We start from the raw sequence: 19,440 nt of genomic DNA on the forward strand, positions 1-19,440 counted from the left end.
GACGGCAGGGTCCGGCGCCTGATCGTGACCGCGGTAGGTGTGCGTACCCCACCCCCTACCCCGGTATCACGTCGGCTTGGCTCCCCGGTGTGACGCGCCGACGACCGTCCTGCCCCTACTCTCGGCTCGTCACGACGGGCGAGGCGGAGGGAGACGGGTGGATGTTCCGCCTCGGGACGTTCACGGCACGTGTCGCGGACCGACCTCGTCCACTCCTACCGTCAGACCCTGCGGCACATGAGCCGGCGACCCGCGCCTGTCCGGCCGTCGGCGCGGGACACATAGGCTGGTGCGCATGACCTCAGCGAAGGAGGAACGCCCGCGCGCGCTGCTCGCCGACGCCTCACGTCCGTGGGTGCGGCTGCTGCCGTGGGCGGTGGCGTTCGTGCTGTGCGTCGCCCTGTTGCCCACGACCATCGTGGTCCTCACCGCCGACTACGGCCTGAACGGCGGTGTTGCCGCCGGGCTGGCCGTCGTACAGGCCGCGCCGCTGCTGCTCGCCGTCGTTCGGCCCCTGCAGGTCTGGTGCGTCGTCTTCGTCGCGGACGTCGCCGGCGCGCTCGCCCTGCTCACGGTCGACTTCGAGGAGCGGCTGCTGTGGCCGTTCCCGCCCATGGAGATCGTCGGGTACGTCGGCCTCTGTCTCGCCTTGGGCCTGCGCGAGCGGCGCCGAACGCTGGCGTTGGTGTGGTCGGCCACGGCGGTCGCGAACGTGGCCCTGGGGTTCGCCGCGCCCCACGGCTTCGGCGCCAAGGGTCTGCTGTTCACCATCCTCGGGGGCGTCGCGCTGCTGCTGGGCGGTGTACTCCGGGAGCGGACCGAGGTGCAGCGCAGGCTGGCCGAGCAAGAGACGATCAGCGAGGCCGAGCGGAGCCGGCGCACGCTGCTGGAGGAGCGCGCCCGGATCGCCCGCGAGCTGCACGACGTGGTGGCGCATCACATGTCCGTCATCACGGTGCAGGCGGACACCGCCGAGTACCGCCTCGACAAGCTTTCGCCGGACGTGCGGGAGGAGTTCACGTCCATCGCGGCGACCGCGCGTGAGTCGCTCGGCGAGATGCGGCGCCTCCTCGGCGTGCTGCGCAACGAGGAGACGCGCGGCGAACTGGTGCCGCAGCCGGGCCTGGCGCAGATCGGGCAACTGGTGGAGGCGACGGCACGGGCAGGCGGGCCGGTGGAGTTCACCCCTTGTGACGTCGACGTGCCGGAGGCGGTGGGGTTGTCCGCGTACCGGATCGTCCAGGAGGCCCTCGCGAACGTCGTGCGGCACGCTCCGGGCGCGCACACGCGGGTGTCGCTGTCGGTGTCGGAGGACGACCAGCGGGACGGTGCACAGCTCACCGTCCTGATCGTCAACGGCCCGCCGCCACAGCCGTCCGCCGAGCCGCTCGAGGCCAGCGGCACCGGGCACGGTCTCGTCGGCATGCGCGAACGGGTACGGATCATCGGTGGCACCCTCGACGCGGGGCCGCTGCCGGACGGCGGCTTCCGGGTCGCCGCGCTGCTTCCCCTGACCGAAAAGGACTTCACATGACGACGCGCGTCATCATCGTCGACGACCAGGCCATGGTGCGGGCCGGTTTCGCCGCGCTGCTGGCAGCCCAGAGCGACATCGACGTGGTGGGCGAGGCTCCCGACGGCGCGCAGGGCGTCGAACTGAGCCGGCGCACGCATCCCGACGTCGTGCTGATGGATGTCCGGATGCCCGAGATGGACGGCCTGGAGGCCGCGCGCCGCCTCCTGGAACCGCCGCCGGGGGTGACACACCGGCCGCGCGTGCTGATGCTCACCACCTTCGACGTCGACGACTACGTCTACGAGGCGCTCCGGGCGGGCGCGAGCGGCTTCCTGCTCAAGGACGCGCCGCCGGCCGACCTCATCGCGGCGGTACGTGTCGTGGCCGCGGGCGACGCGCTGCTCGCCCCTTCCGTGACGCGCCGCCTCATCGCGGACTTCGCCAAGCAGCGCCCCGCCGATCGCGGCAAGCCCGCGCTGCGTCTCAAGGGTCTGACGGAACGCGAGACCGAGGTCCTCACCCTGGTGGCACGCGGCCGGTCGAACGGGGAGATCGCGCAGACGCTGGTGCTGGCCGAGCAGACGGTGAAGACGCACGTCAGCCGCGTCCTCACCAAGCTCGATCTGCGCGACCGCGCCCAGGCGGTGGTCTTCGCCTACGAGTCGGGGCTGGTGACCCCGGGCGAGTAGGCCCACCCCACCCCGCTCCGCCCCCTACCGGGGTAGCTCGAAATGATGAGGAGGTCGGTCTGTCGTGCGCCGGCACGGCGCCAGCCGGGGCCGTGCCGTTTGTCCCTCGGGCCGTCCGTCTCAAACGCGGGTGAGTTCAGCGGCGCCGAAGGAGACGTCGAAGCGGTCGCACCAGATACTCACACTGGTGTACCGGGACGGGTCGACGTCGGCCGGTACCTCGTAGTTCTGGCTGCCCTTGTTCCCCTTGAGCTTTCCCAGACTGACGTACTCCCCGTCGTCGAACACATGCCAGCCGGCCGTGCCGGACTTCACCGGCGCGTCGCTCAACCACACCCGCAGGTCCGGACCGTTGCTGGTGGCGAGGTTCTCGACGCGCACGATGTGGGAGCCGTCGGTGAGCCGGAGCAGCCTCACCGTTCCCGAAGTGGTGTGCTCGTGGCTGATCAGCCCGCCGCTCGCCAGGGTCAGCGGTCCGGCGGCCGAGGCCGACGGGGAAGGGGTGCCGTCGGCCGGCTCCCCGGTGGACGGCACCGGTGCGGACACGGCCCCGGGCAGCGCCTCGTTGACGGTCTCCTCCTGCCAGAGCTTCCACGGCTGAAACCAGTAGGCGCCGAAACCGCCCGCCGCGACGGCCACGGTGAGCGCACCGATGACCCACGGTCTGCCCAGCACACTTCGAAGACGTCTCATCATGATTCCTCCCGGCAGTAGTTGACCGGGAACCATTCAATGCGAGGAGAGGTCCGCACGGGCCGTCCGGCAGATGACGAAACCCTTACGCCCCGCGCCGGGATACGCATCGACGCTCGGGACGAGCAAGGTGGTCACGATATTCACCCCCCTCCCACGAGCGCATAACGCGCGAATCGGACCACTGTTCCTTACGGAACGCGGACATCGCCGTCGGGTCGGCCCTCGGCGGCGACGCCCGCGGGCATGCGATGCGAGGCTGTGCGCATGCAGCAGCCCCACGAGTCCGCCCGCGCGGACGCGTCCCCCAGCCGGCCCCAGGACGCTCCACCCCCGGCGGTCCCCGCCCGCATTCTGGTCGTCGACGACGACCCGACGGTCGCGGAGATCGTCTCCGGTTACCTGCAACGCGCGGGTCACATCGTCGACCGGGCCGACGACGGTCCGACCGCGCTCGACCGGGCCGCCGCCCACTGGCCGGACCTGGTGGTGCTGGACCTGATGCTGCCCGGCATGGACGGTCTGGAGGTGTGCCGACGGATGCGCGGTACGGGACCGGTGCCGATCGTCATGCTGACCGCCCGCGGGGACGAGGACGACCGGATCGTGGGCTTGGAAGTCGGCGCCGATGACTACGTGACCAAGCCGTTCAGCCCTCGGGAGCTGGTGCTGCGAGTGGAGTCGGTCCTGCGCCGCACCCGGCCGGCCCCCGCCCCGTGCCCGGCCTCCGCGGCCGGCCTGGCCGTCGACCCCACCGCCCGCAGGGCCACCAAGGACGGAGCCGAACTGACACTGACCCTGCGCGAGTTCGACCTGCTCGCCTTCTTCCTCCGGTACCCGGGGCAGGCCTTCACCAGGGAGGAGCTGATGCGCGAGGTGTGGGGCTGGGACTTCGGCGACCTGTCCACCGTCACCGTCCATGTACGGCGGCTGCGCGGCAAGATCGAGGACGACCCGGCCCGGCCACGGCTGATACAGACCGTATGGGGCGTGGGCTACCGCTTCGACCCCGCCGGACGGGAGGCGGACTGACGTGCGCGACACCCTCCTCATCGCCCTCTACGCCTTCGCCGGTGCCGCCGCCGCCGGCCTGGTCGGCGCGGGCGTGCTGCGGCTGATCCGGCGTCGCTCACTGACAGCGTCGCTCGCCGTGGTGGCGGCCGTCGCCGTCCTCGCGATGCTCGCGGGCACCCTCGCCGTCGCCTGGGCGATGTTCCTGTCCCCCCACGACCTGACCGTCGTCACGACCGTCGTGGCGATGGCCGCCGTCGTCTCCCTCGCCACCGCGCTGTTGCTCGGCCGCTGGGTGGTCGCCCGAAGCCGCGAACTGGCGGAGGCGGCCCGCTCGTTCGGCGACGGCGGCGACTACGCCGCACCCACCACCCCGGCCACCGCCGAACTGGACGCGCTCAGCCGGGAGCTGGCGGCGACCAGCGCCCGCCTGGCCGAGTCACGCGCCCGGGAACGCGCCCTGGAGTCCTCCCGGCGGGAACTGGTCGCCTGGATCTCGCACGACCTGCGCACCCCCCTGGCCGGCCTGCGCGCCATGTCCGAGGCACTGGAGGACGGCGTCGCCGCCGACCCCGACCGCTATCTGCGTCAGATCCGTACCGAGGTGGAACGCCTCAATGACATGGTCGGCGACCTCTTCGAACTCTCCCGCATACACGCCGGCACACTTTCCCTCGCTCCGGCCCGGATCTCCCTCTACGATCTGGTCGGCGACGCCCTCGCGGGCGCGGACCCGCTGGCCCGCGAGCACGGCGTACGGCTGGTCGGCGACGCGGTGGCGGCCGTACCGGTCGAGGTGGACGGCAAGGAAATGAGCCGGGTCCTCGGCAACCTCCTCGTCAACGCGATCCGCCGCACCCCTGCCGACGGCACGGTCGCGGTCGCCGCCGAGCGCTCCCGGGAGGGGGTGGTGGTCTCGGTGACCGACGGCTGCGGCGGCATCCCCGAGGAGGACCTGCCCCGGGTCTTCGACACCGGCTGGCGCGGCTCCCACGCCCGTACGCCCCCGGCCGGCGCGGGTCTGGGCCTGGCCATCGTGCGCGGCATCGTCGAGGCTCACCGCGGCCGCGCCACGGTCCGCAACATCCCCGGCGGCTGCCGCTTCGAGGTGCTCCTGCCCCCGGCGGAGACCTGAGCCCCCGGCCCCGCGGTCACCGCCGGCGCAACACAGCCCGGACGGGCGGCCGCCCGCATGCCCTCGGCGAACCCCGCCCGCCGATACGCCGGGCTGCCGGATCACCGTACGCGAGACCGCACCGAACGGCCTCCGTCGCCCATGCCGTCGCGGGTGTCGGCTCCCTCTCCGGCTACCCGAGTTCACCGCGACGGAGGGCCTCCCTCATCTCGCTGAGCTTCGCGGTCGTCGCCGGGGTCGGCTCCGGTGCCTGCTCGGCGAGTCGGAGGGCCTCGTCGATCTCGTCGAGCTTCCTGGAGGACAGGACAGCCGCCCGCTCGATCAGGTCGTCCCGGGACACGGTGGTCAGCCACGTGCACGGTGTAAAGCCCGGACGCCGGAACGCGAGCCGCAGCACCCCTTCGAGCGGCAGTCCTTCATCGGCGCCGACCGCCACTTCGATCCCCAGACCGCTGATGTCGACGCCCGCCGGAGCGACGACCTGCATCACTCGGAACCCGGACGCTTCGTCCCCTGACAGCAGGACGACGAGCCTCCGCTCGTCGAACCGGACCCACCAGACTTCGCCACGTTGCACGATCCCTCCGATGCGGTGCCGGTGGACGAGAGCGCGGCGAGAAGGTGCAGCTTCTCGTCGCTGTCGCTGTCCTTGTCGGGGTAGTAGACGACAAGCAGGACGTCGTCGATGGGCAGTTTGTCGCGGTGCAGCCGTAGTTCACCGACCACGGGGTGGTGGACGGTGGTCGTTCCCCCCGTGAGGTCGCGCACGTCGTGGCGGGCCCACAGGGTGCGGAACCGCTGACTGTTCAGTGCGAGCTCGCCGACGAGTTCGACGAACCGGGGGTTGTCGGTGTCGTCCCCGATGGTCGTGCGCAGCGCGGCGACGAAGCCGGCCGCGGCCTCGGCCCAGTCCTGGTGAAAGGCCTGCTCCTCCGGATCGAGGAAGAAGGAGAGAAGCCGGTTCTGACCGGCTCGCAGGCGAGGGGAGAGTGCGACGGCCATGGGATTGGAATCCAGAACGTCGAAGGTGCGGCCTTCGACGAACGCGGGAACCTGCAGGTGGGCAAGGAGCTGACGCACCCGTGCCGGCACGTGCTCCGCTCGCCTGCGGCGCCGTGCCCTGGGACGGGGTGCAGCCAGTCCGAGCAGATACGTCTGCTCGACGTCGTCGAGTTGCAGGACGCGCGCGAGTGACGTGAGGACCTGGGGGGAGGGGTTCCTGTCGCGGCCGCGTTCCAGACGCAGGTAGTAGTCGGGGCTGATTCCGGCGAGCAGGGCGACTTCCTCACGGCGCAGGCCGGGCACCCGCCGGTTACCCCCGGCCGGGAGCCCCGCCCGCTCCGGGGTGACCAGCGCACGCCGGGCCCGAAGGTAGCTGCCGAGCCGGTTGCCGGAGTCCTCGTCCTTCATGCCGACACCGTAACGCGGGGTGCGTGACGCTGAGGGGGCCCTGACAGGACCAGGGAAGACCGGAGCCCTCCCACACCGGGCGGGTTCCGGCAGGCTGGGTCACCCGTGCCCTTCGAAGGACACGGAACAGCACTGCGCCGTGAGCCTGCAGGCCGTCGGCGCCCTGGACCGAAGGGAAGACCTCGTGGATCTCTCCGACCGCACCGTTCTCGTCGTGGGCGGGACCTCCGGCATCGGCCGGGAACTGGCCGGCCGCTTCGCCGCAGCGGGCAGCACCGTGGCCGTCGGCGGCCGCAGCCCGCAGGCCCTGGCGGAACTCGTCGGTGAAGGCTTCGGCGCGTTCGGCATCGACGTCACGGACGGCGCCTCCGTCGAAGCCGCCCGCGACGCGGTGCTGACTCGGTATCCCCAACTGGACACCGTGGTGACGATGCAGGGCGTCATGCTCATGGAGGACTTGCGCGACCCCGCGCACTTCGAGGCGACCAGGACGACGATCGACACCAACCTGGTGGGCACCATCCGGGTCATCGACGCCTTCACCCCGCACCTGGTCCGGAGAGGAGAAGGAGCCTTCATCACCGTCAGCTCCGGCATCGGGTTCCTGCCGTTCCCGCCCATGCCCACGTACGCCGCTTCGAAGGCCGCCGTACACGCCTATTCCGAGGCGCTTCGCGCCCAGCTCGACGGCACGGGCGTCGACGTCGTCGAACTCGTCCCTCCGGCGGTCGCCACGGCGGGCCAGGAGAAGGTGAATCCGCGCGCGCTCCCGCTCGACGCTTTCGCCACCGAGGTCATGGACCTGCTCGCACAGGAGCCCACCCCTCGGGAAGTCCTGGTGAAGGGGGTCCTCATGCACCGCTGGGCCGAGCGCGACGGCACCTACGACGACCTTGTCGCCCAGCGCTCCCGGGCTCTGGCCATGCTGCCGGGCCGCGAGGGATGAACTGGTGGGGGAGGCGCTGTCGGTGGCCGGCTCTACTGTTGCCTCATGGGGAACTACTTCCAGACCGTCGTCGACCTCGACGCCACACCTGCGGACGCCCGCACCCTTGCAGACAGCGGACTCGACTGGCTGGTCAGAGAGGGGATAGTCCGGGCCGAGCTCACCGACTGTGTTCTCGGGGCACCGTCGGGGCATCCGCCCGGTCCGTCCTGGGCCAAGGCGGTCGATCAGGAGGACTGGGAGCCCAGCGGCGGACTCACGATCGAGACCGGCCGCACCGTCTTCCACTGCGGTCAGGGCGACCCAAGGTTCGCGGTGTGCCCCCATTGTGCCGGGCGGGCGGATTTCTACACCGACCGGCTGGAGGAGATCGAGGGTGCGTGGGAACCCTTCGGTGAGGCCATCAACGCCTGGAGCGACACGGGCAGCGCGGCAGTCACCTGCCCGCATTGTCGGCGCACTGGCGACCTGACTGCGTGGACCTGGTCGGATGACTACTTCGCCCTCGGGTATCTCGGTTTCGAGTTCTGGGACTGGCCCGACTTCAGCCCCGGATTCCTCGAAGGGCTCTCCCGCGCGCTCGGGGGGCATCGCACGGTCCTCATGGCAGGCAAACTCTGAGGGAACCGGAGTTCGTACCTCCCCTCCCCGCGATGTTCTGAGCGGCGGCCGTGCCTGCGATCCTTGGTCTCATGAGCACACCACCAGACGGGTTGCCCGTCTACCGAGTCCTGACCGGTCCGGACGACGCCACGTTCTGCCGACGCGTGAGCGAGATGTTGGATCTGGGCTACGAACTGCACGGAGGTCCCGCCGTCACCTTCAACGGTGAAAGCGTCATCGTCGCCCAGGCGCTCCTCTGGCCGGCCCGACCGTAGGCCGCTCACCCGGTCGGAGACGGCGGCACGGGCGGTCGTTGTCGCAGCTCTTGCCGGACGGCAGACCCCGGCCCACACCCGGTCCTCGTCCCGCCGGGTGAGCCGGCGGCGGTCGCCGCCGGGTACAACTCGAAGCCGCCACGTAGATGATCGCGTCCAAGGCTTCACGCTCACCGAGCCGCGGTAGCCCGAAATCGGTTGGCGAAACGGTCGTCCGGTTGGCAGGCTCGATCCATGAACGCCCAGTCCGCAGAGGTGCCGGGCCATTCCTGGCTCGGCGCTCCGATCGACGCCCGCTCTCTGTTCGCCCCGGAGCAGGACGCGCTGATGGCAACGCTGCGTCGCCTGGCGCCGGCCGACTGGGACAAGGAGGCGGTCCCGGGATGGACGGTCCGGGATCTTGCCGCGCACCTTCTGGGCGACTTTTACGGGCGTCTCGCTCGGGATCGCGACGGCTACCGGGGCGGCCCTGGTTTCGCGCGGGGCGAGAGCCTGGAGGCGTTCATCCACCGCATCAACCAGGAATGGGTCGACGCCTGCCGCCGGGTGAGCCCGACGGCGCTCATCGACACCCTTGACCTGATCGGCGGGCAGGTGGCCTCGTTCTTCGAAGCCGTTGACCTCGACTCGCCGTCGCTGGGGGTGTCCTGGGCCGGGATCGATCCGGCGCCGATGTGGCTGGACAGCGCCCGCGACTTCACCGAGTTCTGGACTCACCGCCAGCAGATCCGCCACGCCGTCGGCCAGGGTACCGATCACGATCCGCGCTATCTGTCCGTCGTCCTGGACACCTTCATGCGGGCCCTGCCCCACACGCTGCGCGAGGTCACGGCGTCGGTCGGTACGCGGGTCCAGGTGCGGGTCGACGGACCGGCCGGCGGCACCTGGACGGTCACGGCCACCGAGGACCGCTGGTCGCTCGACGAGCCGGACGCCGATGGCCCTGCCGCGCGCGTCCGCCTGGACGCCGAAACAGCCTGGCGCCTGTGCACCCGCGGCATCCAACCGGACGCCGCCGTGGCTCGCGCCCGTATCGAGGGAGACCGTGAACTGGCCGAGGCAGCGTGCCAGGTCGTGTCCATCGTCTACTGACGCCGACCGGTTCGCGGCGATCAGCGGAAGTACGGCCGGGGGCCGCCCGCACGTCGCCCGCGAGCCGCCCGCGCGATCGACGTGCGAACAGGGCCGGTCCGCGGTGCCGCGAGTCTCGGTCAGGCCCGCAACCCGTCCACCGCGGTGTCGATCGCCGCCAGGGCCGCGGTCCGGTCGAGCCCCGCCCGCGAGACGAGCGAGAGACCCTGGACCAGATAGAGGAGCATGCTTGCCTGGGCCTCGGGCCGGGCCTTGTCCGTGACCTCTCCTGCGGCCTGGGCGCGCTCCAGCGCGGCGGTGACGATCTCGGTGAACCGGGAGTACGAGCGGGCGACGATCTCCGTGGCTTCGGTGTCCTGGGGGACCAGTTCGGCGGTCGTGTTGCCGACCAGGCAGCCCTGCGGCACACCCACGTCGGAGATGAATTCGTCCAGCCGCGCGGGATGGGTCAGGATCTCGCGCAGCGCGGGCAGGAGCGGGCTGGTGTCGAGCGTGGCGATCAGACGCCGCTCGTACACCTCCCAGTAGAGCCTGACGGCTTCCAGGTAGAAGCGACGCTTGTCGCCGAACGTGCCGTAAAGGCTGCCGCGCTCGACGGACAGCGCGTCGACCAGGTCCTGGATCGACGTGGCCCCGTATCCCCGGGACCAGAACAGTTTGAGTGCGCGCTCCAGCGTCTGTTCCTTGTCGAACTCGCGGGGGCGTCCGGTTCGTGCCACGTCCTCGATACTACGACTTCTTGACTTGGCGTTCAAGAAGTCGTAGCTTCCGTCGCATCACTTCTTGAACGGACGCACAGAAGTCGGTCGTCCTGGCCGACGCGAAGGGCGCGACAATGGAATTCGCAGGCAAGACGGCACTCGTCACCGGATCCGGAGCGGTCGGCGGACTCGGGCACGCGACGGCCAAGGTGCTGGCCGAGGGCGGCGCGGATCTGATCCTGACCGGCATCGACCCACAGCGCGGCGCGCGGGTCGCGGAAGACCTCGCCGCAGTCGCCGGCCAGTCCACCGGCACGGTGCGTTTCGTCGCTGCCGACATGGCCGACGTGGCCGATGTGCGGCAGCTGGCCGCCGAGGCCGGAGCCGTCGACATCCTGGTCAACAACGCGAGCGTGCTGACGTTCTCCCCGACCACCGCGCAGGATCCCGCCGCCTACGAGGCCGCCTTCGCGGTCAATGTACGGGCCCCGTTCCTGCTCACGGCGCTGCTCGCGGAGAAGATGGCGGCGCGCGGCGGCGGCAGCGTCGTCAACGTCAGCTCCACCGCCGCCGGCCTGGGCATGCCGGGCATGGCCGTCTACGGCGCCACCAAGGCGGCGCTCGAATCGCTGACCCGCACCTGGGCGGCGGAGTTCGCCGAGTCGAACGTGCGGGTCAACGCCGTCGCTCCGGGTCCGATGCGCACGTCGAAGGTGGTGGCGGCGATGGGCCCGGACCTGGGCGGCATGGGGCTCACCACCGCGCTCAAGCGCACTTCCGACCCGGCCGAGGTGGCCCAGGTGATCGCCTTCCTCGCCAGTGACCGGGCCAGCTACATGACCGGAGCGATCGTGGCCGCCGACGGTGGCCGCACCGCGATCTGAGGAGGAGACACCCATGAACCGTCTTGCGGGAAAGCACGCCCTGATCACAGGAGGGACGAGTGGCATCGGCCTGGAAACGGCCCGCGAGTTCCTCGCCGAGGGAGCCACGGTCGCCATCACCGGCCGCTCTCAGGAAAGGCTGGACGCCGCGGCCCGGCAACTGGACGGGCCGCTGCTGACCATCGTCAGTGACGCCGGCGACGTACCCGGCCAGGCCGCGCTCGCGGCGCGGCTCCAGGAGCAATGGCCGAAACTCGACATCCTGATGAGCAACGCCGCCGACGTCACCCACCTCCCCATCGAGGAGTGGACCGAGGAGGCGTTCGACCGACTCGTCGCGACCAATTTCAAGGCGCCGTTCTTCCTGATCAGGAACCTGCTGCCGCTCTTCGCGCACCCCTCCTCGGTCATTCTCGTAGGCTCCGTCTCCGCGTACATCGGACACGAGAACGCGACGGTCTACGGCGCCGCGAAGGCGGGACTGCTCTCCTACACGCGCGGGCTGACCCATGAGCTGAAGGGACGGGGCATCCGCGTCAACGGGCTGAGCCCGGGGCCGACGATCACCAACGCGTTCGCGTCCCTCGGCCCCGAGCGCCAGGCCGCCCTCTACGAGGAACTCCGGCAGACCGTCCCCCTCCACCGCCTGGGCACCGCCACCGAGTTGGCGAAGGCGGCGGTCTATCTCGCCTCCGACGAATCCGCCTACACCGCGGGAACCGTGCTGCGCGTCGACGGGGGCATCGGACAACTCGCCTACTAGGGGCTCCTCTTCCCGCATAGCTCGCGAGCGAGAACGCTTGCCCGGCCGCCGGCCATGGCCGCTTGGACGCGGTTGGTGACGTTCATGCCGCCGCCGTCGGCGACGACTTCCAGACGGGTTTCTGCGTCCCGGTGGACGGCGGTCAGCTCGCCGCACTGTGACACCAGCGCTCGGTCGGCGCGGAATGAGGCAACCGGCCGGCCCCGCCCGGCGCCCGCGCACACGGGGAACCGGGCGGGACCACCCGACCGTCTACGCGGGAGCCACCCGCACCTCGACAGCGGTGCGGGTGCCCCAGTCGCCGATCCGCCAGCAGGTCGCCATGGCGTACAGGTAGAGGGGGCGAAGCACGATCAGCCGCCACAGCCCGGCAGCGGGGGAGAGGACGAACATGAGGACTTGATGTCCCAGTGTCTCGTCGGTCCTGCGGACGGCGAACAGGCGCAGGCTGACGAGGTAGTTCAGGGCGCAGCCCAGAATCAGCGTGTACCAGGCCAGCGATCCCGTCTGTTCACGCAGGTGCGGGGTGAACAGAACGGTGACGGGCACGAGCAGGGCCAGGACGAGGTGGGCGTACTCGACCACGGGCATCCAGAAGGCCAGCGAGCGTACCGGCATGTGACGCAGCCACCACAGGTGCCGCACGGTCGTACCGCGCATCCAGCGCAGCTGCTGACGGAAGTAGTGCCGCGGCCTGTCCGGTACGAGGGTGAAGCACACGGCGGACGGCTGGTGCACCGTCCGGCCCTCCAGGCGCGCGTACATGGTCAGCATCGAGTCGTCGTTCATCTGCATCGGAACGCCGCGGAAGCTCTCCCGCTCGTAGACCCCGGCGTGCTTGCGCACGACCTCGGCACGGTAGAAGGCGAGCGTGCCGGAATTGATCAGGACGGAGCCGAGCACGGACTGCGCGCTGCGCAGGCCCCGGGTGAAGGGGAGGTACAGCACCGCGGTGAGCCGGGTCAGGAGGTTCGTCTTCACGTTGAGCGGGACCACGAGCCCCGCCACGGACTTCACCCGCGGATCGGCGAACGGCTTCAGCCCTTCCGCCACCGCGTGCTCGTCGAGAACCGAGTCGCTGTCGAGGGTGACGAACACATCGGCGTCATCCTCGTGCAGCACATGCATCTGGGCCCACCGCTTGCCCCGGTTCGGGGTGCGGTCCCACGTTGCCTCGATGCCGAGCCTCCCGGCCTCGCGGAGGAGGAGGGCACGCTCGGCCTCGTAGAGCAGCGGAGCACCCGTCGCGCCGTCGACGGAGCCGTCGTCGACGACGCGCACCCGCTGCACACGACGGGACTGGCCGAGCACGGACTCCAGACAAGCGCGGAGCGCCTGAGGGTCCTCGTTGTAGACGGGGATCTGGACGGTCACCCGCAGCCCGTCGATGCCGGGCCGTTCGGACTCCGTGACGGTGGCCGGACGCTCCAGCCAGCACATGGGCAGCCACCACAGCAGGAGGAAGGAGACCAGCCAGACGACACCCAGACCCGGATCGGTGCCGTCACGCCACACGGTCAGCTCCAGCAGATGCCAGGTGGCCCAGCCGGTGACGATGACGAAGGGCAAGGCGACGAGCGCGCCCTTCCCGCCCACGCGGACGTACCGTGCCCCGGGCAGGGAAAGGCGGGCCCGGCCCGCTCGGGCACGGGAGCCCTCAGTTCTATACCTCATCTGCGCCCTTGCCCCGCCGGAACGTGACCCGGACCAGGAGCGCGCCGGCGAGCGTGAGAGCGAAGGCGACCGCCACCAGCCAGGTCTGCCCCAGCGCGATGCCGAACAGCGAAAGGCCGGAGCCTGTGGTGGCCAGTTCGTCGTAGGTCATGCCGGAACCTCTCATCAGGGGATCTTTAAGGCATACCGTACAAATGGTCATTCCGCTGGTGAGGTAGCTCTGGCAAGTGTCGCGTCGCGCGCGGACTGGCTGAGCGCAAGCACCTCAGGAGCGACGCTCCTCGTCTCGGATCAGACGGCCGGATGAGCAGTGCGGTGCGGTCGTCCCATCGCTCACCGCGTACGGGCTTGTGGGGAACGGTCGAGGGCGTGTTCTTTGAGGAAGGCGCCCGCATGGGCTGCCGCTTCTTCCGCGGTCGCGTGACACGCCCCCTCGGCGGCCGTGGCGGACGCTCCGTCAGCGCCCACGCCCGTCCAACCCCAGTCGCCGGACGGCGCCTGCAGCAGTTCGGCAGTCCCTCCGAACAGCGCGAGCGTGCTCCTGCCTGCTGTTGCGGTCGCTGTGCGGCTGACGGCGTCGGGCCATTTCTTGCGGGCTCCCTGCCGGGTGATGCCCCAGACGGCTCCCATCTGCTCGTAGCTGGCGCCGTAGGAGCCGGCGGTCGCCGCGGCGTGCGCGGTCAGGCGCTTGACCTCGGCATCCATCACCTTCCAGGCGGCCAGGACGGACAGGGCCACTTCGACGGGTTCCGCTTCCCACATGCGGTCAGCGGGCAGCCCGCTCTGCCGGGAGCGGATCGCCGAGGCCAGCGGATTCAGGGCGTCGTACAGCGCTTTGCTGAGTTCGTCCTGTTCTTGGGGAGTGATCTCATAATCCGTCATGCGACAACTATAGTTTACCCATCGACAGATGGGAACCAAAGTTTACGTAGATCTGGCTCGTAGGGCGGTCGCATCGACGAGGGGGCCGTGTCGCGCCCAGTCATGCGTCATTGGTTACGGGCACAGGGGCGGCTCGGTAGAGGGGGAGCAGCACACCGGCGGGTCCGCCACTCCACCATCTGCCCCTGCCGGCGCGCCGTTTGGGGAAGGTTGCCTGCGTCGTGCCAGAGGCGAAGGGCGGGCCGGTCGTTCGGTTCGCGTCCGTGGGACCGTAGGCTGCTCCGGTCCGGCGAGCCGTCCGTTGAAAGGAAACCGTCCTACTGTGTTCCAGGAGACCCCCGTCTACGACCGCCTCGTCGCCGAACGCGGCGATGTCCCCGTCCAGGTCCGCGGCGAAGCCGACCGCATACGTCGGGAACTCGCACACGTCCTGCACCGGACAGCCGCCAACCCGCCGAGCGCACCGAGGAGCGCGTTCGAGCCGAGGACGCCCCCACACGCCCTGTAGATCTGCCGGTGTGCGTGCCTGTCACTGCTTTTGCCGAGGGCAGGTGGCGCCTGCCGGCCCTGCCCTCCAGACGAGGTCACAGCCGGCCCGGCCCCTTCCGTCAAAGGCGCCCGTGCTCGTCGGCGCCTGAACAGTTCTCAGTGCGTCATTTCCGCCAGAACAGGTGGTGGACGACCCCGCTGGGGCTGGGGACCACGTCGAGGTGGAAGCGGTCGGTCAGCTCATCCGGGGACTCCCACAGGCGGGCACCGGTGCCGAGCGTGATCGACGGGTTCACCACCACGTGCAGGGTGTCCATCAGGTCCGCCTCCAGGAAGGCGCGGATGGTCGTGGCGCCGCCGCCGACGCGGACGTCCTTACCCTGGGCCGCTTCCTTCGCCCGCTCCAAGACCTTGGCGGGGTCCTCGTCGGTGAAGTGGAAGGTCGTGTCCGACAAGGTGAAGGACGGGCGGGTGTGGTGGGTCATGACGAAGACCGGCGTGTGGAAGGGAGGCTCGTCGCCCCACCATCCCTGCCACTCCTCGTTCTCCCAGGGGCCGCGCAGCGGGCCGAACTTGTTGCGGCCCATGATCTCGGCGCCGATGTTGTGGTCATAGTCGCGGATGAAGTAGTCGTCCAATCCGCGGGTGCCGCCCGGCTCCGTCCGCATGTTCCAGCTGGCCGTGGTGCCGGCCCAGCTCAGCAAGCTCATCGGATCGGCGTGGCCGAAGGGGCGCTCCAGACTCTGTCCCTCGCCCGCGCCGAATCCATCGCTCGAGACGGTGAAGTTCTGGACCCGCAGCAACTGCGTCATGGTGCTACCTGCTCCCGTTCGGTGATCTCTGATCATCGCTGTCGGAAGGGTAGACCCCCGGGGCCGGAAAAAGTCATCGCAGCCGTGCTCGCAGCCACTTCAGTGTTCTCGTCCATCCGCTCCGGGCTGGGATCCCCATGCAGCCAGTCAGCCTCCGCCTACTTGAGCATCGCCAGTCCGCAGGGCTGTGACCGTGTACCGGGGTGCTCGTGCTGGTCGGGCCGGCCGAGCGCGGGGCGCGCCTACGGGCGCGGGGCTTGCACCTGCCGTAGCGGCATGTGGTCCAGTAGGCGGCGAGCACGACACTGAGAGGTTCCCGCGCATGCCCCTTCCTGCGTTCCCCCGACGGGTCAAGATCGGCGATGCCGCCGCGTTCGCCGGGACCACACCCCGCGCCATCCGCCACTACCACGCCATCGGGCTCCTCCCCGAACCAGAACGCGGCAGCGACGACCGCCGCCGCTACGGACACGACGACATGATCCGCTTGCTGTGGATCCGCAGGATGGCTGACGCGGGAATCTCCCTGGACGACATCCGGTCCGGCTTCGAGGGCGCCACCGGCATCGAGCAGTCCCTGGCCCGGCTGGAGGAGTCCCTCGTCTCCAAGGCGGCCGCCATCGAAGCCCAGCGGGCCGCCGTACACCGGCTCCGCGAGGTGGGCAGCCCCCTGGGCCTGCTCTCACCGCTGGTCAGTGGCCGCCTGCATGCTCTGCCGCCCGGGTCCCTGCGCCCGGCTGATCTCGATACCCTGCTGGTCACGGAGCGCACCTTCGGCTCCCTGGGCGCCGCCGTCCAGGCCGACCGGTTCATCGTCCTGGCCACCCACCCCGAGTTGCGGGCCGAGGAAGACCGCCTGGCCGAGGCCGAGGCGGCCCTGGACGACACCATGTCCCCCGACGACCCCCGCATCGAAGACCTGGCTGCCCAGCGGTGTGCCCATGAGGCCGCCTTGGGAGCCGCCATCGACAGGTCCGGCCTGGACGAGGCTCTCGAAGGTCTCCTGGACCAGGAGGACGAGCACGCCGGCGCGGAGGAAGGCGCGGCGAGGATGAGCCCGATGGAGGCCATCGGCAAGATGCCGTACGACTTCTCCCCGGCCCGCGTCCGGTACGAGGAACGTGTCATCGAACTGCTTCACTCTGCCGACCAGGACGGCGACACCCCGCAGACCTGCTGACTGGTACAGGCGCTCGGGGCAAGCCCGACAAGAGCAACCTGGAATGCGTGCAGCGCGAACGTAACAACGGTGCCTCCGGAAGCCGTTGGGTACTGCGTGAGGGGAGCCCAAGAGCAGGCCGCCCGCTCGTCTACCAGTACCGTCTGTCACTCTCCACTCGCACCCTCAACTAGGGTGCAGCGACGTGGGCATGACGATCACCACGCGAGTGGTGAACACTGGGCAGATGCGACCTCACGCCCCCGGCGGACTCCTGTTCGTAGCGCTCGGTCTCATCCTTGTCGCCGCCGGCTACATCTGGAGGGGGCGTGTCCTGCGCCCCCTCTCAGTGAAACGGGCCCAGGCAGCCGGGGTCCGGGACCGTTCCAGAAACCTGCTGCGTTCCGCGGACATGGCAATCGCCGAAGCGCGCCGCCGGGCCGCACATGACGAACCGGCCATCGTCACGGTCGGAGACGTGACCAGGGTGGCGCGTCGGCACTACGGGTACCTCGTCGTGGAGCGCGAAGAAGCAGCTGCCGCCCTCCGCCGGCGCTATGAGGCCTCCGACTGCTGGGCGGACTGCATGACCGACGCCTTCAACTGACTGCCGCAATACGGCAGCCTGTCCGGCCGACCACTAGGCCCTGTCTGACAAAGGACCTTGACAGTTCATGCGCTGGCCGAGTGGCGTAGTCAGGTGATGAGGCGGGCGCCGGGGGTGTGGCCGAAGGTGCGGCGGAAGACGCTGATGAAGGTGCTGGCTGATGACCAGCCGCAGTGGTGGGCGACGGTGGTGACGGGGGTGTCGTCCGCCAGGAGGATCAGGGCGTGGTGGAGCCTGATCTGGGTGCGCCACTCGGGGTAGGTGAGGCCGAGGTCGCCGCGGAGGCGGCGGGAGAGAGTACGGGCGCTGGCGCCGATCTGGCGCCCGAGGTCGTCGAGGGAGCGGTTGTCGGCCGGGTCGGTGCGCAGGATGTCGTGCAGTTCACGCAGCAGGGGGTCAGTGGGTGCCGGCAGGTGCAGGGGGCGTTCGGGGGCGAGGGCGAGCTGGTCGAGCATGACGGCGCGCAGGCGACGGTGGGACGGGCTGTCGTTGCTGGGGTCGCAGGTGTAGGCGACGATGAGTTCGCGCAGGAGGGGGCTGACGGCGAGGACGGCGGGTTTGTCCAGGCCGAGGGGGTTGTCGGTGATAGGCAGGCCGACGAGGTGGAGGTCGAGTTCGCCGTGGGCCTGGTGCTGGTGGACGGTGCCGGCGGGGATCCAGAGCGCGCGGGTGGCGGGGGCGATCCAGGAGCCGGCGTCGGTGGTCACCGCGATGGTGCCGCGGCTGGCGTAGGCGATCTGATGGTCGTCGTGGCGGTGCGCGTCGATCTCGCCGCCGGGAGCCAGGCGCTGGGTCCGGGTCGGCGCGACAGGAGTGTGGCGGATTTTCTGCATCACTTGTCAATCTATCGAAAGCGCGACACCGGGTGGTCCTTCCAGCATGGGTGAGGTGCAGAGGAATACATCGATTGTGCTGCTGGCCGTGGGGCACGCCTGCGTCGACATCTACCAGGGCGCCGTCGCGGCGCTGATCCCGTTCTTCGTGGCCGAACGGGACTACACCTACGCGGTCGCCTCCGGCATCGTGCTCGCGGCCTCCTTGCTGTCGTCGGTGGCCCAACCGCTGTTCGGGCTGCTCACCGACCGGTGGGCGATGCCGTGGCTGCTGCCGGTCAGCACCCTGCTGGGCGGAGTGGGCATCGCGCTGAGCGGTCTGAGCGGCTCCTACGGACTCACCCTGTTCTTCGTCGCCGTCTCCGGAATCGGCGTGGCCGCCTACCACCCGGAATCCGCCCGCGCGGCACGGCAGGCCAGCCAGGGCAGTCACAGCGCGATGGGCTGGTTCTCCCTCGGCGGCAACATCGGCTTCGCGCTCGCCCCGCTCATGGTGGCGGCCGCGATCGGACACGGCTCCCTGCACTGGACACCCGTCCTCGTCCTGCCCGCGCTCGTCGGCGCCGCCCTGTGCGTGCCCGTCCTGCGGATGCTCGCCCGCCCCCAGACCGGAACGGCCAAGACCCAGACGCCCCGCAGCGCGGACGACGTGGCCTCGTTCGTGAAGCTGTCCTTCGCGGTCGTCTTCCGCTCCGTCGTCTTCACCGGCCTGAGCACCTTCATCTCCCTCTACGCCCAGCAGCGAATGCAAGGCAGCCCCACCGCGGGGACCGTCGCCCTGTTCCTGCTGTTCCTGGGAGGCGCCGTCGGCTCGGTCCTGGGCGGGTCTCTGGCCGGCCGCTACGACCGCGTCCGCGTCTCACGCTGGTCCTACCTGCTCTCCGTCGCCGCCGTTACCGGCGTGATCTACACACCCGGGCCGGCCATGTTCCTCTTCGTGGCCCTCACCTCCGCCGGCCTGTACGTCCCCTTCTCCCTCCAGGTCACCCTCGGCCAGGACTACCTACCCTCCCGCATCGGCACCGCCAGCGGCATCACCCTCGGCCTCACCGTCAGCATCGGCGGCCTCATCAGCCCCCTGCTGGGACACCTCGCCGACACCACCACCCTCCAGACCGCCCTCACTCCCCTGATCGCCATGCCCGCCCTGAGCTGGCTCCTCTTCCGCACCCTGCCCGAACCCGCTGCCCCCGCCACCAGGACCGTCAAGCTCGCGCCCGCAACCGCACGACAAGACGCGCAGCCCCACGCCGGCCAGTGAGCACG

General features: G+C 70.3%; 23 protein-coding genes. 14 read left to right on the plus strand and 9 right to left on the minus strand.

Annotated features, from left to right (window positions below; translation table 11 throughout):
• The first annotated feature begins 295 nt into the window (after positions 1 to 295).
• Positions 296 to 1,534, plus strand: a complete 1,239-nt coding sequence (locus ACFZP7_RS33425) for a sensor histidine kinase (protein WP_385637911.1) — start codon at positions 296 to 298, stop codon at positions 1,532 to 1,534.
• Positions 1,531 to 2,205: a response regulator transcription factor gene (locus tag ACFZP7_RS33430; protein ID WP_030968266.1), complete on the plus strand. Its 675-nt coding sequence runs from the start codon at positions 1,531 to 1,533 to the stop codon at positions 2,203 to 2,205. The genes ACFZP7_RS33425 and ACFZP7_RS33430 overlap by 4 nt, the downstream gene beginning before the upstream one ends.
• Positions 2,206 to 2,325: 120 nt before the next feature.
• On the opposite strand, the gene ACFZP7_RS33435 is transcribed toward ACFZP7_RS33430, so the two are convergent.
• Positions 2,326 to 2,898, minus strand: coding sequence for a DM13 domain-containing protein (locus ACFZP7_RS33435; RefSeq protein WP_385637914.1), 573 nt, complete (start codon positions 2,896 to 2,898; stop codon positions 2,326 to 2,328).
• 267 nt (positions 2,899 to 3,165) lie between these two features.
• Here ACFZP7_RS33435 and ACFZP7_RS33440 point away from each other — a divergent pair, with 267 nt between their 5' ends.
• A complete protein-coding gene (locus tag ACFZP7_RS33440; protein ID WP_385637916.1) occupies positions 3,166 to 3,930 on the plus strand; it encodes a response regulator transcription factor in 765 nt (254 codons plus the stop codon).
• Position 3,931: 1 nt separating this feature from the next.
• Positions 3,932 to 5,044, plus strand: a complete 1,113-nt coding sequence (locus ACFZP7_RS33445; protein ID WP_385637919.1) for a sensor histidine kinase — start codon at positions 3,932 to 3,934, stop codon at positions 5,042 to 5,044.
• Positions 5,045 to 5,216: 172 nt separating this feature from the next.
• Here ACFZP7_RS33445 and ACFZP7_RS33450 read toward each other — a convergent pair whose 3' ends face one another.
• Together ACFZP7_RS33450 and ACFZP7_RS33455 are read right to left on the minus strand one after the other, a co-directional pair.
• Positions 5,217 to 5,621: a type II toxin-antitoxin system PemK/MazF family toxin gene (locus tag ACFZP7_RS33450; RefSeq protein WP_385637920.1), complete on the minus strand. Its 405-nt coding sequence runs from the start codon at positions 5,619 to 5,621 to the stop codon at positions 5,217 to 5,219.
• Positions 5,531 to 6,454 carry a helix-turn-helix domain-containing protein gene (locus ACFZP7_RS33455; RefSeq protein WP_385637922.1) on the minus strand — a complete coding sequence of 308 codons (924 nt, stop codon included), beginning with the start codon at positions 6,452 to 6,454 and terminating at the stop codon, positions 5,531 to 5,533. The genes ACFZP7_RS33450 and ACFZP7_RS33455 overlap by 91 nt, the downstream gene beginning before the upstream one ends.
• 184 nt (positions 6,455 to 6,638) lie before the next feature.
• Here ACFZP7_RS33455 and ACFZP7_RS33460 point away from each other — a divergent pair, with 184 nt between their 5' ends.
• The 4 genes from ACFZP7_RS33460 (at position 6,639) to ACFZP7_RS33475 (ending at position 9,370) form a co-directional block, all read left to right on the plus strand.
• Positions 6,639 to 7,400 carry an SDR family oxidoreductase gene (locus ACFZP7_RS33460; protein WP_385638568.1) on the plus strand — a complete coding sequence of 254 codons (762 nt, stop codon included), beginning with the start codon at positions 6,639 to 6,641 and terminating at the stop codon, positions 7,398 to 7,400.
• A 45-nt stretch (positions 7,401 to 7,445) separates the two neighbouring features.
• A complete protein-coding gene (locus ACFZP7_RS33465; RefSeq protein ID WP_220670046.1) occupies positions 7,446 to 8,021 on the plus strand; it encodes a hypothetical protein in 576 nt (191 codons plus the stop codon).
• A 71-nt stretch (positions 8,022 to 8,092) separates the two neighbouring features.
• On the plus strand, positions 8,093 to 8,278 hold the full coding sequence (locus ACFZP7_RS33470) for a DUF1737 domain-containing protein (protein WP_029393943.1): 186 nt from the start codon (positions 8,093 to 8,095) through the stop codon (positions 8,276 to 8,278).
• 234 nt (positions 8,279 to 8,512) lie between these two features.
• Positions 8,513 to 9,370: a maleylpyruvate isomerase family mycothiol-dependent enzyme gene (locus ACFZP7_RS33475; protein ID WP_385637924.1), complete on the plus strand. Its 858-nt coding sequence runs from the start codon at positions 8,513 to 8,515 to the stop codon at positions 9,368 to 9,370.
• 119 nt (positions 9,371 to 9,489) lie between these two features.
• Here the strand turns inward: ACFZP7_RS33475 and ACFZP7_RS33480 are convergent, their stop codons facing one another.
• Positions 9,490 to 10,089 (minus strand): TetR/AcrR family transcriptional regulator, encoded by a 600-nt coding sequence (locus tag ACFZP7_RS33480; RefSeq protein ID WP_019328312.1) that lies wholly within the window; start codon positions 10,087 to 10,089, stop codon positions 9,490 to 9,492.
• Between the two features lie 116 nt (positions 10,090 to 10,205).
• Between ACFZP7_RS33480 and ACFZP7_RS33485 the strand changes: the two genes are divergently transcribed.
• Both ACFZP7_RS33485 and ACFZP7_RS33490 read left to right on the plus strand, forming a co-directional pair.
• Positions 10,206 to 10,955: an SDR family NAD(P)-dependent oxidoreductase gene (locus tag ACFZP7_RS33485; RefSeq protein ID WP_385637927.1), complete on the plus strand. Its 750-nt coding sequence runs from the start codon at positions 10,206 to 10,208 to the stop codon at positions 10,953 to 10,955.
• A gap of 13 nt (positions 10,956 to 10,968) precedes the next feature.
• A complete protein-coding gene (locus tag ACFZP7_RS33490) occupies positions 10,969 to 11,718 on the plus strand; it encodes an SDR family oxidoreductase (RefSeq protein WP_385637929.1) in 750 nt (249 codons plus the stop codon).
• A 252-nt stretch (positions 11,719 to 11,970) separates the two neighbouring features.
• On the opposite strand, the gene ACFZP7_RS33495 is transcribed toward ACFZP7_RS33490, so the two are convergent.
• From ACFZP7_RS33495 to ACFZP7_RS33505, 3 genes are all read right to left on the minus strand, one after another.
• Complete coding sequence (locus tag ACFZP7_RS33495) at positions 11,971 to 13,314, minus strand: glycosyltransferase (protein ID WP_385637932.1); 1,344 nt, start codon at positions 13,312 to 13,314, stop codon at positions 11,971 to 11,973.
• A gap of 67 nt (positions 13,315 to 13,381) precedes the next feature.
• Complete coding sequence (locus ACFZP7_RS33500) at positions 13,382 to 13,558, minus strand: hypothetical protein (RefSeq protein ID WP_158718791.1); 177 nt, start codon at positions 13,556 to 13,558, stop codon at positions 13,382 to 13,384.
• 167 nt (positions 13,559 to 13,725) lie between these two features.
• On the minus strand, positions 13,726 to 14,274 hold the full coding sequence (locus ACFZP7_RS33505; protein WP_385637934.1) for a hypothetical protein: 549 nt from the start codon (positions 14,272 to 14,274) through the stop codon (positions 13,726 to 13,728).
• Between the two features lie 322 nt (positions 14,275 to 14,596).
• Here ACFZP7_RS33505 and ACFZP7_RS33510 point away from each other — a divergent pair, with 322 nt between their 5' ends.
• A complete protein-coding gene (locus tag ACFZP7_RS33510; protein ID WP_019328317.1) occupies positions 14,597 to 14,782 on the plus strand; it encodes a hypothetical protein in 186 nt (61 codons plus the stop codon).
• 145 nt (positions 14,783 to 14,927) lie between these two features.
• On the opposite strand, the gene ACFZP7_RS33515 is transcribed toward ACFZP7_RS33510, so the two are convergent.
• Complete coding sequence (locus ACFZP7_RS33515; protein ID WP_031014734.1) at positions 14,928 to 15,575, minus strand: dihydrofolate reductase family protein; 648 nt, start codon at positions 15,573 to 15,575, stop codon at positions 14,928 to 14,930.
• Between the two features lie 322 nt (positions 15,576 to 15,897).
• Here ACFZP7_RS33515 and ACFZP7_RS33520 point away from each other — a divergent pair, with 322 nt between their 5' ends.
• Both ACFZP7_RS33520 and ACFZP7_RS33525 read left to right on the plus strand, forming a co-directional pair.
• Positions 15,898 to 16,755 carry a MerR family transcriptional regulator gene (locus ACFZP7_RS33520; RefSeq protein ID WP_031014732.1) on the plus strand — a complete coding sequence of 286 codons (858 nt, stop codon included), beginning with the start codon at positions 15,898 to 15,900 and terminating at the stop codon, positions 16,753 to 16,755.
• 190 nt (positions 16,756 to 16,945) lie between these two features.
• Positions 16,946 to 17,341 (plus strand): hypothetical protein, encoded by a 396-nt coding sequence (locus ACFZP7_RS33525; RefSeq protein WP_078911814.1) that lies wholly within the window; start codon positions 16,946 to 16,948, stop codon positions 17,339 to 17,341.
• A gap of 89 nt (positions 17,342 to 17,430) precedes the next feature.
• Here ACFZP7_RS33525 and ACFZP7_RS33530 read toward each other — a convergent pair whose 3' ends face one another.
• Positions 17,431 to 18,174 carry a helix-turn-helix transcriptional regulator gene (locus tag ACFZP7_RS33530; RefSeq protein WP_031014726.1) on the minus strand — a complete coding sequence of 248 codons (744 nt, stop codon included), beginning with the start codon at positions 18,172 to 18,174 and terminating at the stop codon, positions 17,431 to 17,433.
• A 55-nt stretch (positions 18,175 to 18,229) separates the two neighbouring features.
• On the opposite strand from ACFZP7_RS33530, the gene ACFZP7_RS33535 reads away from it, so the two are divergent.
• Positions 18,230 to 19,435 (plus strand): MFS transporter, encoded by a 1,206-nt coding sequence (locus ACFZP7_RS33535; protein ID WP_307852373.1) that lies wholly within the window; start codon positions 18,230 to 18,232, stop codon positions 19,433 to 19,435.
• Positions 19,436 to 19,440: the final 5 nt, after the last annotated feature.

It is taken from the genome of Streptomyces sp. SudanB5_2050 (assembly GCF_964272335.1).
Lineage (GTDB): Bacteria > Actinomycetota > Actinomycetes > Streptomycetales > Streptomycetaceae > Streptomyces > Streptomyces rochei.

Excerpts from the sequence above, each read along its gene's own strand:
- ACFZP7_RS33500 (WP_158718791.1), bottom strand. The coding sequence starts at position 13,558 with ATGAGAGGTTCCGGCATGACCTACGACGAACTGGCCACCACAGGCTCC.
- ACFZP7_RS33455 (WP_385637922.1), bottom strand. The coding sequence starts at position 6,454 with ATGAAGGACGAGGACTCCGGCAACCGGCTCGGCAGCTACCTTCGGGCC.
- ACFZP7_RS33430 (WP_030968266.1), top strand. The coding sequence starts at position 1,531 with ATGACGACGCGCGTCATCATCGTCGACGACCAGGCCATGGTGCGGGCC.
- ACFZP7_RS33485 (WP_385637927.1), top strand. The coding sequence starts at position 10,206 with ATGGAATTCGCAGGCAAGACGGCACTCGTCACCGGATCCGGAGCGGTC.
- ACFZP7_RS33515 (WP_031014734.1), bottom strand. The coding sequence starts at position 15,575 with ATGACGCAGTTGCTGCGGGTCCAGAACTTCACCGTCTCGAGCGATGGA.
- ACFZP7_RS33435 (WP_385637914.1), bottom strand. The coding sequence starts at position 2,898 with ATGAGACGTCTTCGAAGTGTGCTGGGCAGACCGTGGGTCATCGGTGCG.
- ACFZP7_RS33525 (WP_078911814.1), top strand. The coding sequence starts at position 16,946 with ATGACGATCACCACGCGAGTGGTGAACACTGGGCAGATGCGACCTCAC.
- ACFZP7_RS33475 (WP_385637924.1), top strand. The coding sequence starts at position 8,513 with ATGAACGCCCAGTCCGCAGAGGTGCCGGGCCATTCCTGGCTCGGCGCT.
- ACFZP7_RS33490 (WP_385637929.1), top strand. The coding sequence starts at position 10,969 with ATGAACCGTCTTGCGGGAAAGCACGCCCTGATCACAGGAGGGACGAGT.
- ACFZP7_RS33425 (WP_385637911.1), top strand. The coding sequence starts at position 296 with ATGACCTCAGCGAAGGAGGAACGCCCGCGCGCGCTGCTCGCCGACGCC.
- ACFZP7_RS33470 (WP_029393943.1), top strand. The coding sequence starts at position 8,093 with ATGAGCACACCACCAGACGGGTTGCCCGTCTACCGAGTCCTGACCGGT.
- ACFZP7_RS33440 (WP_385637916.1), top strand. The coding sequence starts at position 3,166 with ATGCAGCAGCCCCACGAGTCCGCCCGCGCGGACGCGTCCCCCAGCCGG.
- ACFZP7_RS33505 (WP_385637934.1), bottom strand. The coding sequence starts at position 14,274 with ATGACGGATTATGAGATCACTCCCCAAGAACAGGACGAACTCAGCAAA.
- ACFZP7_RS33465 (WP_220670046.1), top strand. The coding sequence starts at position 7,446 with ATGGGGAACTACTTCCAGACCGTCGTCGACCTCGACGCCACACCTGCG.
- ACFZP7_RS33530 (WP_031014726.1), bottom strand. The coding sequence starts at position 18,174 with ATGCAGAAAATCCGCCACACTCCTGTCGCGCCGACCCGGACCCAGCGC.
- ACFZP7_RS33520 (WP_031014732.1), top strand. The coding sequence starts at position 15,898 with ATGCCCCTTCCTGCGTTCCCCCGACGGGTCAAGATCGGCGATGCCGCC.